This is a genomic window from uncultured Pelagimonas sp., from assembly GCF_947498515.1.
Taxonomy (GTDB): Bacteria; Pseudomonadota; Alphaproteobacteria; order Rhodobacterales; family Rhodobacteraceae; genus Pelagimonas.
The window spans coordinates 132,545-148,361 of the sequence record NZ_CANMKO010000005.1 but is presented as its reverse complement, the minus strand read 5'-3'; the positions used below and the strand labels follow the sequence as shown (position 1 = coordinate 148,361).

Here is a 15,817-nt window from a genome sequence, read left to right as displayed (position 1 = left end):
TCCCATAATGGACGCCCGATTTATATCTGCATTCACGTCACATCCTGAATTTAAAAAAGGGGCGCGCTCATGGGCGAGACGGCTCAACCTACACCTGTAACTGACGAACGGATCAAGGAGATCTCTCCGTTTCGCAAGGCGCTGATCCGCCCGGAACTGGGCGGTATGGTCGGCACTGTTGCGGTCTTTACCTTCTTCTTACTGTTTGCGCATGACAGCGGAATGTTCAACGCCCAAGGCATGATGAACTGGTCGATCGTTTCAGCCCAGTTCATGATCATCGCCGTTGGCGCGTGCCTCTTGATGATCGCCGGTGAATTCGATCTGTCGGTTGGGTCGATGATCGGTTTCGCGGGCATGATGGTCGCAATATTCAGCGTGACTTTGGGCTGGCCAGTTTGGATCGCCATTACCGTCACCTTTGTGTTGTGCACCGCAATTGGGGGATTGAATGGTTGGATCGTGGTCCGAACCGGATTGCCCAGCTTTATCGTGACACTGGCGTTTCTATTCATATTGCGCGGCTTCACGATTTTCCTTCCTCAAACCATCGAACGCAAAACCATCATTGGCGGTATCAAAGATGTGTCAGAGGGCGATTGGCTTGCCCCGGTCTTTGGCGGCAAGATTTTCGGCGGCTTGTTTGAGTGGCTTGGGGATGCGGGTATGATTGCGGTGTTCGAACGTGGAACACGCAAGGGCCAGCCGGTTGTTGACGGTTTGCCGATGCTGATTGTCTGGGCCATTGTTCTCGTGATCTTTGGCCATATCCTGTTGACCAAAACCAAGTTCGGTAACTGGATTTTTGCCTCTGGTGGAGATGCCGAAGCGGCGCGCAACTCTGGTGTGCCGGTCAACAAAGTCAAAATCCTGATGTTCATGTTCACCGCCTTTTGCGCCACGGTGTTTGCCGTGTGTCAGGTGATGGAGTTTGGTTCGGCTGGGGCGGATCGCGGTTTGCTCAAAGAATTTGAAGCAATCATCGCGGTGGTCATTGGCGGTGCGCTTTTGACCGGTGGCTATGGCTCGGTGCTTGGGGCAGCGCTTGGCGCGTTGATCTTTGGTGTCGTTCAACAAGGTCTGTTCTTTGCGGGTGTCGAAAGTTCGCTCTTCCGCGTCTTCCTTGGTGTCATTCTTCTCGGCGCGGTGATCTTGAACACCTACATCCGTCGCATCATCACAGGGGAGCGTTGATATGAACCCGGAAAAAGCCCCCATCATCCAGATGAAAAACATCGAAAAGCATTTTGGCAGCGTGATTGCGCTGGCTGGTGTGTCGGTCGATGTATTCCCTGGGGAATGTCACTGTTTGCTTGGCGACAATGGCGCGGGCAAGTCGACCTTTATCAAAACCATGTCAGGGGTCCACAAACCCACGGCGGGTCAGATCGAGTTCGAAGGTCGCCCCATGCACTTCAACGATCCGCGGGATGCCATTTCCGCGGGGATCGCGACGGTACACCAGCATTTGGCGATGATCCCGTTGATGTCGGTTAGCCGCAACTTTTTCATGGGCAACGAGCCGGAAAAAAAAGTTGGGCCGCTCACGTTGTTTGATCATGACCACGCCAACAAGGTCACCATGGAAGAGATGCGCAAAATGGGCATCAACCTTCGGGGGCCGGACCAAGCGGTTGGCACCTTGTCAGGTGGTGAGCGGCAGACGGTTGCAATTGCCCGAGCTGTGCATTTCGGAGCCAAGGTTTTGATCTTGGATGAACCGACCTCGGCGCTTGGTGTGCGCCAAACGGCCAATGTTCTTGCCACTATTGACAAGGTGCGCAAGCAAGGCATCGCCGTGGTCTTTATCACCCATAACGTGCGCCATGCCATGGCGGTTGGGGATCGGTTCACGGTTCTGAACCGGGGTAAAACGCTTGGAACCGCACAACGCGGACAAATCACCCCGGAAGAGTTGCAGGATCTAATGGCCGGCGGGCAAGAACTTGTCGCACTCGAAGGCTCACTAGGCGGTACCGTCTAATCAAAACAAGGCTGTGCCGTCTGCCCCAATGGGCGGCGGCGCGGTCACTGGTACAGGTTTTGGTATACCATTTCCCCATATTGCTTTAACTAATCTCTCAGTTGAGAGAGAAAGCAAGCACGGCGATCATGCTAGGCATCGAATGCCGTGCTTTTGGGGGGAAGTATATGTTACTGTTGCCGGCATCGGGCTGCCTTGTTGGGCGGGTTTGGAATCCTGATGCAAATGGGCCTTGTGTTGTTACGGTACGAGGTGGAAATGTCTGGGACATCACAAGCAAAACCGCCCCTTTGGTTCGGGATGTTTGTGAGATGGCCGACCCGGTGGGTTATGTCTCGTCAGCCCCCGGAATTGATATCGGATCGGTTGAAACGATTGCTGGAAACGAGGTTTCCGCGTCCAACTTGCACTTTTTAGCTCCGTGCGATTTGCAAGCCATCAAAGCTTGCGGTGTGACCTTTGCAGGGTCGATGGTCGAACGGGTGATCGAGGAACAGGCCGCTGGCGATCCAGACAAGGCTCAGGACATTCGCGCCCGGATTGGCGATCGGATCGGAGCCAGCCTATCTAACATCGAACCAGGATCGAAAGAAGCGGAGCGGGTCAAAGCCGCCTTGATCGAAGAAGGGCTTTGGAGCCAATACCTTGAGGTTGGTATCGGCCCGGACGCCGAAGTGTTTTCCAAGGCGCAAACCCTTTCGGCCATGGGGCCGATGGCGCAGGTTGGGTTGCACCCAATGTCGTCATGGAACAACCCAGAACCTGAGGTGGTTTTAGCCGTTTCAAGCACCGGCCGTATCGTTGGGGCGACGCTTGGCAATGATGTGAACTTGCGCGATGTCGAAGGGCGGTCGGCCTTGTTGCTGTCAAAAGCCAAAGACAACAACGCTTCGGCGGCGATAGGACCGATGATCCGTCTTTTCGATGATGATTTCACATTGGATGACGTGCGCCGGGCTGAGTTGTCTTTGAAAGTGACCGGGGCGGATGGGTTTGTTTTGAACGGAGAGTCTTCGATGGCTGAAATCAGCCGGGATCCCGAAGATTTAGTTCGCCAAACTATTGGGCGGCACCATCAATATCCAGATGGTTTCATGCTTTATCTGGGAACGCTTTTTGCACCGACACAAGACCGCGACACGCCGGGGGGCGGCTTTACGCATAAGGTTGGTGACAAGGTGGAAATTTCATCACCCGATCTGGGATGTTTGAAAAACACAGTTGACCTGTCAACCACTTGCCCGGAATGGCAGTTTGGTGTCAGCCACTTAATGCGAAATCTCGCGGCCCGTGGGCTGCTGTAATTTGGGGAAATAACCATGCTCAAGGGCACACATCTGATTGCTGGCGAATGGATCAGCGGCGAAGGCACATTTGCCAACGACCCTGTGACCGGAACCGCAGATACGTTTAGCGCCGGGACGGTCGGTTTGGTGGATCGTGCGTGTCAGGCGGCCGAGGACGCGTTTTGGAGTTATGGCTATTCCAGCCGCAGTGAACGCGCCACTTTCCTGCGCAGCATTGCCGATGAAATCGAGGCGCTCGGTGCCCAGCTCACCGAGATTGGCACCAAGGAAACCGGCCTGCCAGAGGCGCGCTTGAACGGTGAGCGCGGACGCACAACCGGCCAGCTGCGGCTCTTTGCGGATCACATCGAAGCGGGAGAATACCTAGACCGTCGTCATGATGTGGCCCTGCCAGATCGCGCGCCGCTGCCGCGCCCGGATATTCAAATGGTCCAGCGCCCGATTGGTCCGGTTGCGGTGTTCGGGGCCTCGAACTTTCCTTTGGCCTTTTCAACTGCGGGTGGCGATACAGCGGCGGCTTTGGCGGCGGGTTGTCCGGTGGTTGTCAAAGGACATCCGGCCCATCCCGGCACAGCCGAGATTGTCGCCCAAGCGATTGATAATGCAGTACAAAAATGTGGGTTACACGCCGGTGTCTTTAGCCTTGTTCAAGACGGTGGGTTGCCCGTAGGGCAAGCGTTGGTTCAGCATCCGTTGATAAAAGCCGTCGGCTTTACCGGCAGTTTGCGCGGCGGTCGCGCGCTGTTTGATCTATGCGCCCAACGCTCCGAACCCATCCCATTTTTCGGAGAACTGGGGTCGGTCAATCCGATGTTTTTGCTGGATCAGGCCATGGCCTCGCGTGGGGATGAAATTGCCAATGGTTGGGCCGTGTCATTAACCATGGGCGCGGGGCAGTTTTGTACCAATCCGGGAATTGCCGTGGTCAAAGCCGGAACTGCCGCCGATCGGTTTGTTGCAACAGCCGCCAAAGCGCTTGAGCAAACTGGCGAGCAACCCATGCTGACCGCAGGAATAGCGCTGGCCTATGACGCTGGTCAGGCCAAATTCGCTGAGGCAGGGGAGGTGGAGGCGGTGTTGACATCGCCGGCCAAACCACGGGCGGCCGGTCCGAATTTGTTCAAAACAACCGCGCAGGCGTTTCTTGCAAACGATGTCTTGTCGCAAGAGGTCTTTGGGCCGCTTGGCCTTGTGGTTGTTGCCCAAGATGATGCCGAGGTTTTGGCCGTCGCAAAATCGCTCGAAGGGCAGCTGACCTGCACCTTGCAGATGGACGACGATGATACCCCAGCGGCCAAGACCTTGTTACCGGTTTTGGAGCGCAAGGCCGGTCGGGTGCTGGTCAACGGCTTCCCAACCGGGGTCGAGGTGAGCGAGGCTATGGTGCATGGCGGGCCATACCCCGCCTCAACCAATTTCGGCGCGACGTCGGTTGGCACACTGGCAATCCGACGGTTCCTACGCCCGGTAAGCTATCAAAACCTTCCCGAGGGGTTGGTGTCACTAGATCGCTAAATTGAGAGAGGCCCGTCCGGTTCTGGGACGGGCCTTGTTTCCTAGATTGATGCCTCAAGCAGGCTTTGGGAATAGGGGTGTTGCGCTTGATTGGCGCGCAGGGTGTCGGTTGTCATGACCTCGACAATCTCACCGCCGCGCATCACCGCCAACCGATCACACATATGCCCGACAACCGACAAATCATGGGAAACCATGAGATAGGTCAGCCCGTGTTCGGCCCGCAGATCGGTGAGCAGGTTGAGAATTTCCGCCTGTACCGACACATCAAGCGCCGAGGTCGGTTCATCCAACAACAAGAGCGTTGGTTCCGGGGCGAGGGCGCGGGCGATCGCAACGCGTTGGCGCTGCCCACCGGACAATTGATGCGGATATCGAAAGCGGAATTTCTGACCCAACCCAACATCGTCCAACAAAGTGACAACGCGCTTGTCGATGTCTTTAAACCCGTGCAAATGCAGGGTTTCGCCAAGGACCTGATCCACGGAATGGCGTGGATGGAGCGAGGCATAGGGGTCTTGGAAGACCATCTGGACCGTTTTGAAAAAGCTTTTCGGGCGCTTTTGATCAATGCGGTCACCATTGACGGTGATATCGCCGGACCACGTTGGGGCAAGCCCAGTGATGGCGCGTAGGATGGTGGATTTGCCCGACCCGCTTTCGCCGACCAAGCCAAAGCTTTCGCCCTTGGCGACCGAGAAACCGGCATCCTTGACCGCATCGACGCGATCACGCGCGGTTCCAAACCAGACGTTGAGGTTTTTGATGTCGAGCATGGTCATGTGCGGCCACTCACGCTTGGGGCGGTTGCCCAGTCCGGATCACGTTTCAAAACCTCAAGCCGGTCGCGCGGTGCGTCGAGGCGGGGCAGGGAGTTGAGCAAGCCACGGGTATAGGGGTGTTTCGCCTCGTGCAACTTATCGGCCTCGCAAACCTCTACAATGCGGCCCGCATACATGATCAAAACCCGGTCACAGAAGTCGGCGACAAGGTTAAGGTCATGGCTAATGAAGATCAGGCCCATACCGCGTTCGCGAACCAGTTTGTCCATGATATCAAGGACCTGCCGTTGGACCGACACATCAAGCGCCGAGGTCGGTTCATCCGCAATCAGGATTTCAGGGTTGGGGATCAGCATCATGGCGATCATGATCCGCTGGCCCATACCCCCGGACATTTCATGCGGATAGGCCCGCATCACCCGTTCCGGATCACGGATCGAAACGGCGTTGAGCATTTCGATTGACTTGGCATAGGCCTCGGATTTGGAGGCGTTGTTATGAAGGCGATAGGCTTCGATGATTTGGTCACCGATGGTTGTCACCGGATTTAGCGAAAACTTGGGGTCCTGCATCACCATCGAGATTTTCTGGCCACGCACCGCGCGCATGTCCTTTTCGGATTTCGCCAAAAGGTCTTCGCCATGCAGATTGACGTAGTCGGCCTCAACAATGCCGGGGGAGCGGATCAGCCGAAGAATGGCGCGCCCAGTCATCGATTTTCCCGAGCCGCTTTCGCCAACAATGCCAAGGCGTTCGCGGCCAAGGCTAAAGGACACACCACGGACTGCGTCAAACACGCCCTGACGGGACGGGAAGCGCACCCATAGGTTTTCGATATCAAGAAGGTTGTCCATCATTCACCCGCCTTCGGATCAAGCACATCGCGCAGCCCGTCACCAAGCAGGTTAAAGGCCAAAGACACGGTAAAGATTGCCAAACCCGGCATGGTGGCTACCCACCAATGATCAAGGATAAACCGCCGCCCTTCGGAGATCATCGCCCCCCATTCCGGGCTAGGCGGTTGAGCGCCAAGGCCAAGGAAGCCAAGGCCGGCAGCAGCAAGGATAATGCCCGCCATATCAAGCGTCACACGCACAATCAGCGACGAGATACACAGCGGCCAGATGTGTTTGGTAATAATGCGGAACGGTCCTGCGCCCTGAAGTTTGATGGCGCTGATATAGTCCGAGGTTCGAATGGTCAGCGTTTCGGCACGGGCCATGCGCGCGTAGGGCGGCCAAGCGGTGAGTGAGATCGCCAGCACTGCGTTTTCAATCCCCGCCCCAAGCGCCGCAACAAAGGCAAGCGCCAGAACTAGGCGCGGAAACGCCAGAAAGATATCGGTGATGCGCATCAGGATAAGGTCCGGCCAACCGCCGACATAGCCCGACACGGTGCCGACCAAAAGGCCAACAACCGGCGCGATAAGCGCCACCAGGGCAACGATATAAAGCGTGATCCGCGCACCATAGATCAGCCGCGAAAGAATATCGCGGCCAAGGCTATCGGTGCCAAAAATGTGGCCCTCGGTGCCCAAGGGGGCAAGGCGATTGCCTAGGTCCTGAACAAAGGGGTCATGAGGGGCGATGATGGGCGCGGCGGCGGCGATGAAGACCAGCATCACCAGAATGCCAAGCCCGACCATCGCCATGGTGTTGGAGCGCAAAGACAACCACCCCTGATAAATCGCAGAGAGCCGGGCATGTCGGCGCGACGTCGGCGTATCGGTGAGCAACCACGCGCGCAAAGACTGTGTTTCAGACATTGAAGTGGCCTTATTTCGCACGAGGATCAAAGACCTTGTAGAGAAGGTCAGAGAATATATTGAGGAGGATGAAGATCAGCCCGACAACCACGGTGCCACCCAAAACGGCGTTCATATCGGCGCTTAGTAGGGCGGTTGTGATGTAGCTTCCGATACCCGGCCAGCTAAAGATAATCTCGGTCAGAACCGACCCTTCGAGAAGGCCCGCATAGGATAGGGCAATGACAGTGATCAGCTGAACCCGAATGTTTTTAAACGCATGTTTCCAAACGACATTCCATTCCGACATGCCTTTGACACGCGCGGTGGTGATGTATTCGGCGCTAAGCTGTTCGAGCATGAACGACCGGGTCATGCGGCTAATATAGGCGAGAGAGTAATAACCCAGCAGGGAGGCCGGCAGGATGATGTGGCTAAAGGCGTCTTTGAACACGTCCCAATTGCCATCAATCGCCGCGTCGATGAGGATCATCCCGGTCACTTGAGGCACAACATCAATGTAGAAGATACCAACGCGACCGGGGCCTCCGACCCAACCCAAGATACCGTAAAACACCAGCAAACCCATCAGGCCAAGCCAGAAAATCGGCATGGAATAGCCAACAAGGGCGAGGACGCGGGCAACCTGATCGATCCACGATCCTTTGCGCACGGCGGCGAGGACGCCAAGCGGCACACCAAGAACCACGCCGATGATAATGCCCAAAGTGGCAAGTTCCATCGTGGCGGGAAAGACGCGGGCGATGTCTTCGGACACCGGTCGGGCATTGAGCAGCGAGGTGCCGAAATCGAGATGCAGCACATCCCAAAGATAATAGAGGAATTGCACCAAAAGCGGCTTGTCCAGCCCAAGCTGATGATACACGGCGTCATAGGTTTCTTGCGACGCCCGTTCGCCAACAATAGCAAGCACAGGGTCGATCGGCATGACGCGGCCGATAATAAACGTAATGAAAAGCAGCCCAAGCAGGGTGACCGCGATTGAGCCAAGCGTGAGAAAAGTGGTTTTCAACCACGCCGGAAGAGGCACCCGAAGGTGCCCCCCGTTTGTGTCGTTGGTCAGCGCCATTTACTTGGTGACCTGCCAATAAGCGGCAGAGGTCACAGCCTGACCGGTTGAGAAGTTCATGACATTGTCACGCATCGCCGACTGTTCAATCTGTTGGAACATCACAACAAATGGGGATTTGTCGCGGAATTCCGACTGAATTTCGTGATACATTTTGATGCGCATGTCCTTGTCACCTTCGGTCACAGCGGCGGCAACCTTGTCGGTCAGGTCTTCAGGATCCCAACCGGTGCGCCATGCCAGCAATCCGGTGGCATTGGCCGCGTCCGAGTTGTCCGGGTTATAGGCAAATGTGCCGGCGTTGGTCTGTGGATCAGGATAGTCCGGACCCCAAGCGCCGAGGTACACGTCAAGCTCGCGGGCACGGTAGCGCGCCAGGATTTGTTTGGCGGTGCCAACGGTGATGTTGACCTTGATCCCAGCCTGCGCCGCAGCGTTTTGGAAGGATTGACCAATTTCCATGCGCTCTTGGGCTTCGCGAACACCGATTTCGATTTCCAGTCCTTCGACACCGGCAGCCGCAAGAAGTTCCTTGGCCTTTTCAATGTCATAGGTGAACGGCGTTTCGTCCGAGGCACCAAGGTAGGTAGCGGGCAGGAAGTTTTGATGAATGGTGTACTGACCCTTGAGGAAGCTGTCGCGCATGCCTTCGTAATCGATCAGATACTTAAAGGCCTGACGAACTTCGGGCTTGGACAGAACCGGATGTTTCTGGTTCAGCGCCAGATACATCAGACGGCCCTTGAGCTCATCCACCACTTTGACACCCTCGGCCCCCATGGCACCGGCGATGTCTTCTGGGTTCAAGTTCCGCGCGATGTCGATGTCACCGCGTTCCAAAAGCAAACGCTGGGACGCAGATTCAAGAACGTGACGCACGATGACGCGTTCCATCGACGGTGCGCCGCCATAGTAGTCTGGGTTTGACGTCAGCGTGACCGCTTCGTTTGGTTTCCAGCTCGACAACACATATGGGCCGGAACCCGCCGAGTTGGTTTTCAACCACGTGTTACCCATATCGCCATCGACCTCATTGGCCATGACGGTTTCTTTGTCGACAATGCCGCCGATGGTGGCGGTGAGGCAGTTCAACACAAAAGACGTGGCATATTTCTTGTCGGTTGTGATGATCAGCTTGTTGCCGTCGGCCTTGATGGTTTCAGCCGCGTTTTCCGCGGTGAACCCGAATTGAGTCAGGATGAAAGCCGGGGTTTTGTTCAGGATAACAGCACGTTGTAGCGAAAAGGCCGCGTCTTCGGCCCGCACAGGGTTGCCAGAATGAAATTTGACACCTTCGCGCATGGTGAAGGTGATGGTCTTGCCATCCTCGGAAACGTCCCAGCTTTCGGCGAGATCGGGCTGATAACCCGCAGCCAGATCATTGGGGTCTAGGTTGACCAGACGGCCATAGACATTGCGGCTGATATCCGAACCTGCAAATTCAAAGCTTTCGGCCGGATCAACGGTGGTGACGTCATCAATGCGGTGCGCAATCACCAGCATATTTGCGGGGGTTTCGGCATAGGCTGCCATTGATGTGACGCTAAGCGCCAGGCCCATCGCGGCCCCACTAAGCAGTTTGTTAAAGGCGTTCATCTTTATTTCCTCTCCTATCGTTAATCTGGCAATCGGGGGTTAGGCCCCCCATGTTTTTTCCAGCACGCGTAGCCAGTTTTCATGGCACAGTTTGGCTATGAGCGCGTTGTCATACCCGTGCTGTTCCATCGCGTGTCGAAGTTTGGGCAACTCGGCAACCGAGGTCAGCTCCTCGGGCACAATTGCCCCGTCGTAGTCTGAGCCAAAGCCAACGCGGTCTTCGCCCAGATGTTCAATTAAATGGTCCAGATGTCTGATCATCTGGGTCAGTGGCACATCGGAAATCATCCGCCCGTCATCACGCAGAAAGGCCACTGCGAAATTCAGCCCCACCATACCATCACTTTCTCGAATCGCAGAGAGCTGTTTATCGGTTAGGTTGCGTGAGTGCGGGCAAATGGCGTGGGCGTTTGAATGTGTTGCCACCAATGGCTTGCTGGAATGTCGCGCCACGTCCCAAAATCCGGCTTCGTTTAGGTGGGATAGATCCAGCATGATATTGAGATCATCACACTTTTTGACCAATCTTAACCCGTGATCGGTTAGGCCGGGGCCGATGTCTGGCGAACTTGGGTAACGAAACGGAACCCCATGGCCGAAAATCGTTGAGCGGCTCCAAACGGGCCCAAGCGAGCGCAATCCGGCCTGATGCAGCACATCGAGTGTGTGGAGGTCAGCATCAATCGCCTCGGCCCCTTCGATGTGAAAGATCGCGGCGATCTTGTTGTTAGCGAGTGTTTCCCGAATCTGAGCGGCGGACTTGCAAACAGTTAAGGCACCGCGACGCTCTAGTTCGAAGAGAATGGCGGCTTGGGCCATGACCACCGGAAAGGCATCTTCCCAATCGATTGGATCGGGTAATGGTAGATCATAAGCGGGCTTAGCCATTTCCTCGAACTTGAAATCAAGATCAACTGATGAGGGAACGTAGACCGCAAAGAACCCGCCACCAAAGTCTCCAAGCGCGGATCTAGGCGAGTCGATTGCTCCATTGCGTCCTGTAATGAATTGGTCTGCCGCCGAGATACCACCAGCCCGGAAAAGCTGTAAAAGCACATCATTGTGGCCGTCGAAAATCAAAGGTCGTGTTGGCGCTGACAATATTGATACATCCCTCGTGTCGCAGACCCCAAGCATATGAAAGAAAATGTCATAGGCGACACCTTTTAATATGATAATAGATCATAGAGGCATGATATTTACACAGGGGCACCCTATGGCGACGCGATCTTGGCACAGTTTGCCCGAATATCAGGCACTTCGCGCATTGATGGAAAGCGGCACGACGTCCAAGGCGGCGGTCCGGTTGGGTCTTTCGCAATCCGCCATCAGCCGATCCATCGCGAGCCTTGAGGCGCGCACCGGCAAGATGCTGTTTGAGCGCGATGGCGGGCGGTTGGTCCCGACATCGGAAGCGGTGCAATTGAACCGGCGGCTTGACCCACTGTTTGAAGCGTTGGACCGCATTGACGGGCCACCAACCCCGGCGCAGGAAACCTTGCGTTTGGTGGCCCCCCCGACTTACGCCCATAGGTTCTTGGTGCGCCACATTGCGGCGTTTCTAAAGGCCAACCCGCATTATTTTGTTAGCCTCGAAGTTGCATCATCCGATGAAGTGATCAGAGGCATTCAGGAACTGCGTTTTGATTTGGGTCTGACCGGAGTTGAACTATCGCGTCAGGGTGTAAAATTGGTGCCGTATCGGACGTCTCATGCGGTCTGCGCCATGCCTAAAACGCATGAGTTGGCCGCCAAAGAGACGATCACGCCCGAAGACCTTCACAACCAATCGATGATTGCCTTGTCGCGCCGCCATGCCCGGCGTGCGCAGCTGGATCGGATGTTCACAAATGCTCGAAGTGCGCCCATTGTCGTGGCCGAAGCCTCGACCTCTTTTGCGGCCGTCGATTTGGCCAAAGAGGGGCTTGGTGTTACTGTGATCAATCCGTTTCCGGTGATGCAGTACCGCTCTGACGATCTGGTCTTTCGACCTTTTGCGCCGGTCATTGAATACCGTAGCTATTTCGCAACCCCCGAAGCCCATCGCAGCCCTGCCATCGCGCGGGCTTTCATGCGGCACTTGCGCCTCCACACGTTGAAGAACCCTTTTACCAGCGCCTAGTGGTTAGGTGTTGGCAAGCTTTTTCCAAAACAGAGTTTTCTGACGATGATGGGTCTGAAGCGCCGCCAAAAACGCGGTGTGATCTGGCTGATCCAGATAATCCTCGATCTCACCATCTAGGGCGGCACAATCGGCAAGGTGATCCGCTGCCTGCCCATATTGCAGGCGGTTGGCATCGTTGAGAATGTCCACAATCAGGCTGCGCCACACCAAAACGGCCGCCAAGGGAAAGCGCAGGCGCAAAGCTTCGGCCGCTTGGGTACGTGCGGACGGGGACAGGCCGAGCAAGTCATGCGGGCGGTTCAACACGAGGGTCGCGAGGCCGGGGTGATCCGGCCAATCGGTCAAAAAGGCAAGTGCGGCGCCCATATCGGGGAAATCTTGCGCATATTGGCGGGCGCGATCTTCGGCCTCGACATCGTCAAAATCCGGAAGTTCGGCCAGATGCGCGCGCAGATGGTCAACATCAAGCCGAGTTTCAAAACACTGCCAGCGATGGGCCTGCACGGCGTCTTTGTCGCCGCGCGCCAAAAGGCAGGTGATATAGGCGGCGTCCCAGTCGGCCTGCCCGTCTTCGGGCCCGTCTGGGCGCGCGTTTTCCAGATACTCCAACGCCTCATCGACACGATTTTGCGCCATCAAAAGGGTGGCGATTTCAGCGGCTGTTCCGGGATGGAGCAGGGCCGCGGGGGCATATTGGGCGATCAACGCGTCGGTATCGCACTCAGCTTCGGCGATGTCTTTGCGCAGATTGCGAATAAGGCGGGCCTTTTTCTCGGCATGGTAATTGCCGGACTCACTGCGCAAGGCTTGTAGAAACGCCAAGGCCTCGTGATCCATCTCGGGTTCTTGCAGCGGCTCAGCTTCATAGGCATCAATATGGGCCTTGAGGTGGCCAAACCCAGTGGTCCCAAGCGCAGGACCAAGCGTTGCGATGATGCCGTCAAAGGTGCCAAACCCGTCCTCGGAAACGGCGTTCCAAACCCGATCAGCCAGAGCCTCGGGGTCAAGCAAGGCCCGTTCCGCAATCGGCCCCAAAGCGGAGCGGGCGTTATCGAACATTTCGGTGATTTCACCGGTTTTGTCATCGGTTCGGGTAAAGACCGCCGGGGCGAGTTCCAGAAATTGCCAAAGCAGATCAAAACCAAGCGCCGCGTCATCTGGGGCGATACGCGCGGTGATCATCTCGGCCTGAGTTTGCAGATCTTTGACAAAAGCTTTGCGCTTGCGCCAGCCAATATTGCTTTGGGATCGGCGTAGGGTGACCAACCGTTTGCGCACATCGCGACCCAACTCTTGGGGGCCAAGGTTGTGGCTCAACTCCAAGCGCAACCGACGTTTAATATCGGCACTGCCTGTGCTGACATCGATCAACAACTCGGCCAGCCGGTCGGCTCCTAGTGCCGCAAGGTTTTGTGCATTTAGGGTCTTCTTTGACATGTCGCGACTGTGACAGCGCCATTTTAGAGGTGCAAGCAGGATGCGGCTTGTCCAAGGGCTTTCGCAAAATTGGACTGGTCAAATTTCACATTTTTGGCGCTTAATGGTTGCCTCCCAGACGGCTAAAAGGACAAACCAATACGAAAGATTTGCTGCTATGACCCTTGATTCCATGCCTCAATTGCACCCTAGCGTTTGCCCGTTGGATTGCCCCGACACTTGTAGCCTTACGGCCGAAGTGCGGGATGGACAGTTGGTCAAGGTCAAAGGATCAAAGGCCAATCCGTTCACTGATGGCGTTATTTGCAACAAAGTGGCCCGCTATTACCCGGATTTTGTCCATGGCAAAGCTCGGCTTACCCATCCACTGCGTCGGGTTGGGCCGCGCGGATCGGGCCAATATGAGCGGATCACTTGGGATGACGCCTTGGATCTGGTGCATGACGGGTTCACCCGTGCCATCGCCGCCCATGGGCCGGAGACCGTTTTGCCGTTCAACTACGCCGGACCTCATGGGGAATTGGCGGGCGGGTCGATGGATCGGCGGTTTTTCTATCAGATGGGCGCAACAATGCTTAACCGCGGGCCGCTTTGCGGTGGTGTGCGCGGTGGCGCCTATTCGAGCCTGTTTGGCAACGCGCCGGGCATGCCTCCGATGCAGGTTTTGCAGTCCGATCTTGTGCTGGTTTGGGGCAACAATGTCACCGTATCCAACTTGCACTTGGCCCCTTTGTTAAAGCAGATGCGCGCCAAAGGTGGCAAGTTGGTGATCATTGACCCCAAGCGAATCAAGATCGCCGAACAATGTGACATGCATGTCATGTTGCGCCCCGGTACCGACGTTGTCTTGGCCATGGGGCTGGCGGCGGCATTGGAACGGCGCGGGGCGTTGGATTTGGAGTTCATCGCAGCGTGGGTCGAGGGGTTTGACGCCTATATGGCCCAAGCGCGTCAGTACACGCCCGAGGTGGTGAGCGAGACCTGCGGTATTGAGTTGGCGCAATTTAATGCTTTGATCGACATGATCATCGCCGCAAAAAACATGGCCTGTTCGCTTGGCAATGGGATCGAGCGGGGGAAATCCGGTGGCTCGGGGCTACGCGCCGCAATGGCCCTGCCTGCGTTGACGGGGCATCATGGGCGACTTGGGGCCGGAGTGTTGGCGAAATCTGGCCTTGCTACGCCCAAAACCACGGCTCGTTTGCAAGGCGACCACCTGAAAAAACCCGGTACACGGGTGCTCAATATCGTCGATCTTGGCGCGGCGTTGCAAGATGATCAACTTGATCCTCCGATCACCGCTGCGATGATTTACAACCACAATCCGGTGGCGACCCATCCGGATCAAGTTAATCTTATCAATGGCTTGATGCGTGAAGATCTGTTTCTGGTCGGCTGTGATGTGGTGATGACCGACAGCATGGCGTTGTGTGACGTGATCCTGCCAGCCGCGAGCCATTTTGAGTTTGATGACATTTATGGTGCCTATGGCCAGAACTATTTGCAACGGGCCGAACCGGTAATCCCCTGTGTTGGTGAAAGCCTTCCCAACACCGAAATTTTCCGTCGGCTTGCGGCGCGTTTTGGCTATACCGATCCCGTGTTTCAGGCAAGCGACCGGCAATTGATCGATGAGGCGATTGATGGTGATCATCCGCTTTTGAAAGGCTGTAAGCCCAGTCAGATCGCCCTAGATGCCGCGATTGAATTGACCGCACAGGATGGTGTGCCGATGATCATGTGTGACACGGTCAAACCTGCGACACCCTCTGGTAAGATCGAGCTGTTTAGCGCGGACTATGAGGCCCAAAACGGTTTTGGGGTGCCGCGCTATGTGTCGGTGGACCAAGACCTGCCGTTTGTTTTGATCACGCCAAGTTCGGACAAGCGGACCAACGCAACGTTTGGCAGCGACACCGCGTCAATGGGACCTGAGATTGTTGAAATCAACCCGGCCGATGCATTGGAACGTGGGTTGAGAGATGGACAAGAGGTGTCCGTTTGGAACACGCGTGGTGACGTGCGTTTGCGACTGAAAATCAGTGACGCGACACGGCCCGGCGTGCTCTATTCACCCAAAGGCACATGGCGGGCCAGCTCGTCCACCGGGTTTACCGTCAATGCATTGATCCCTTCGGATGTCAGAACGGATATCGAAGACGGGGCCTGTTACAACGAGACCTTTGTTGATGTTCGACCGGTGGGGTGATTGTCGTTCAATTGGCACTGCTGTAGCG

Annotated in this window: 13 protein-coding genes; 6 read left to right on the top strand and 7 right to left on the bottom strand. The window is 56.1% G+C overall.

What is annotated here, in order from left to right; translation table 11 throughout:
* The first annotated feature begins 69 nt into the window (after positions 1–69).
* The 4 genes from Q1A43_RS11080 to Q1A43_RS11065 all read left to right on the top strand — a co-directional run bounded on the left by Q1A43_RS11080 (position 70) and on the right by Q1A43_RS11065 (position 4,806).
* Positions 70–1,194, top strand: coding sequence for an ABC transporter permease (locus Q1A43_RS11080; protein WP_299923509.1), 1,125 nt, complete (start codon positions 70–72; stop codon positions 1,192–1,194).
* A gap of 1 nt (position 1,195) precedes the next feature.
* Entirely contained in the window at positions 1,196–1,984 is a 789-nt protein-coding gene (locus tag Q1A43_RS11075) for an ATP-binding cassette domain-containing protein (protein ID WP_299935073.1), read from the top strand.
* A 167-nt stretch (positions 1,985–2,151) separates the two neighbouring features.
* Complete coding sequence (locus Q1A43_RS11070) at positions 2,152–3,288, top strand: fumarylacetoacetate hydrolase family protein (protein WP_299935071.1); 1,137 nt, start codon at positions 2,152–2,154, stop codon at positions 3,286–3,288.
* Between the two features lie 15 nt (positions 3,289–3,303).
* Positions 3,304–4,806, top strand: coding sequence for an aldehyde dehydrogenase (NADP(+)) (locus tag Q1A43_RS11065; protein WP_299935069.1), 1,503 nt, complete (start codon positions 3,304–3,306; stop codon positions 4,804–4,806).
* 41 nt (positions 4,807–4,847) lie between these two features.
* On the opposite strand, the gene Q1A43_RS11060 is transcribed toward Q1A43_RS11065, so the two are convergent.
* Genes Q1A43_RS11060 through Q1A43_RS11035 form a run of 6 tightly spaced genes read right to left on the bottom strand, consistent with a single transcriptional unit; the run spans position 4,848 to position 11,155 of the window.
* Positions 4,848–5,588, bottom strand: a complete 741-nt coding sequence (locus tag Q1A43_RS11060) for an ABC transporter ATP-binding protein (protein WP_299935066.1) — start codon at positions 5,586–5,588, stop codon at positions 4,848–4,850.
* Positions 5,585–6,442, bottom strand: a complete 858-nt coding sequence (locus Q1A43_RS11055; protein WP_299935478.1) for an ABC transporter ATP-binding protein — start codon at positions 6,440–6,442, stop codon at positions 5,585–5,587. The genes Q1A43_RS11060 and Q1A43_RS11055 overlap by 4 nt, the downstream gene beginning before the upstream one ends.
* Positions 6,442–7,353, bottom strand: a complete 912-nt coding sequence (locus Q1A43_RS11050) for an ABC transporter permease (protein ID WP_299923496.1) — start codon at positions 7,351–7,353, stop codon at positions 6,442–6,444. The genes Q1A43_RS11055 and Q1A43_RS11050 overlap by 1 nt, the downstream gene beginning before the upstream one ends.
* Before the next feature lie 10 nt (positions 7,354–7,363).
* The gene (locus tag Q1A43_RS11045) at positions 7,364–8,422 is read right to left on the bottom strand and encodes an ABC transporter permease (protein ID WP_299935064.1); all 1,059 of its coding nucleotides are present in this window, start codon (positions 8,420–8,422) and stop codon (positions 7,364–7,366) included.
* Positions 8,423–10,018, bottom strand: coding sequence for an ABC transporter substrate-binding protein (locus tag Q1A43_RS11040; protein WP_299923490.1), 1,596 nt, complete (start codon positions 10,016–10,018; stop codon positions 8,423–8,425).
* 39 nt (positions 10,019–10,057) lie between these two features.
* Entirely contained in the window at positions 10,058–11,155 is a 1,098-nt protein-coding gene (locus Q1A43_RS11035; RefSeq protein ID WP_299935061.1) for a dipeptidase, read from the bottom strand.
* Between the two features lie 79 nt (positions 11,156–11,234).
* Between Q1A43_RS11035 and Q1A43_RS11030 the strand changes: the two genes are divergently transcribed.
* Positions 11,235–12,140 carry a LysR family transcriptional regulator gene (locus tag Q1A43_RS11030; protein WP_299935058.1) on the top strand — a complete coding sequence of 302 codons (906 nt, stop codon included), beginning with the start codon at positions 11,235–11,237 and terminating at the stop codon, positions 12,138–12,140.
* A 3-nt stretch (positions 12,141–12,143) separates the two neighbouring features.
* Here the strand turns inward: Q1A43_RS11030 and Q1A43_RS11025 are convergent, their stop codons facing one another.
* Positions 12,144–13,580, bottom strand: coding sequence for a DUF6880 family protein (locus Q1A43_RS11025; RefSeq protein WP_299935055.1), 1,437 nt, complete (start codon positions 13,578–13,580; stop codon positions 12,144–12,146).
* A 157-nt stretch (positions 13,581–13,737) separates the two neighbouring features.
* On the opposite strand from Q1A43_RS11025, the gene Q1A43_RS11020 reads away from it, so the two are divergent.
* Positions 13,738–15,789, top strand: coding sequence for a molybdopterin-dependent oxidoreductase (locus Q1A43_RS11020; protein WP_299935052.1), 2,052 nt, complete (start codon positions 13,738–13,740; stop codon positions 15,787–15,789).
* Positions 15,790–15,817: the final 28 nt, after the last annotated feature.

Bases quoted from the DNA above. Each gene is read 5' to 3' on its own strand.
- Q1A43_RS11080 (WP_299923509.1), top strand. From the start codon at position 70: ATGGGCGAGACGGCTCAACCTACACCTGTAACTGACGAACGGATCAAG.
- Q1A43_RS11075 (WP_299935073.1), top strand. From the start codon at position 1,196: ATGAACCCGGAAAAAGCCCCCATCATCCAGATGAAAAACATCGAAAAG.
- Q1A43_RS11070 (WP_299935071.1), top strand. From the start codon at position 2,152: ATGTTACTGTTGCCGGCATCGGGCTGCCTTGTTGGGCGGGTTTGGAAT.
- Q1A43_RS11065 (WP_299935069.1), top strand. From the start codon at position 3,304: ATGCTCAAGGGCACACATCTGATTGCTGGCGAATGGATCAGCGGCGAA.
- Q1A43_RS11060 (WP_299935066.1), bottom strand. From the start codon at position 5,588: ATGACCATGCTCGACATCAAAAACCTCAACGTCTGGTTTGGAACCGCG.
- Q1A43_RS11055 (WP_299935478.1), bottom strand. From the start codon at position 6,442: ATGGACAACCTTCTTGATATCGAAAACCTATGGGTGCGCTTCCCGTCC.
- Q1A43_RS11050 (WP_299923496.1), bottom strand. From the start codon at position 7,353: ATGTCTGAAACACAGTCTTTGCGCGCGTGGTTGCTCACCGATACGCCG.
- Q1A43_RS11045 (WP_299935064.1), bottom strand. From the start codon at position 8,422: ATGGCGCTGACCAACGACACAAACGGGGGGCACCTTCGGGTGCCTCTT.
- Q1A43_RS11040 (WP_299923490.1), bottom strand. From the start codon at position 10,018: ATGAACGCCTTTAACAAACTGCTTAGTGGGGCCGCGATGGGCCTGGCG.
- Q1A43_RS11035 (WP_299935061.1), bottom strand. From the start codon at position 11,155: ATGCTTGGGGTCTGCGACACGAGGGATGTATCAATATTGTCAGCGCCA.
- Q1A43_RS11030 (WP_299935058.1), top strand. From the start codon at position 11,235: ATGGCGACGCGATCTTGGCACAGTTTGCCCGAATATCAGGCACTTCGC.
- Q1A43_RS11025 (WP_299935055.1), bottom strand. From the start codon at position 13,580: ATGTCAAAGAAGACCCTAAATGCACAAAACCTTGCGGCACTAGGAGCC.
- Q1A43_RS11020 (WP_299935052.1), top strand. From the start codon at position 13,738: ATGACCCTTGATTCCATGCCTCAATTGCACCCTAGCGTTTGCCCGTTG.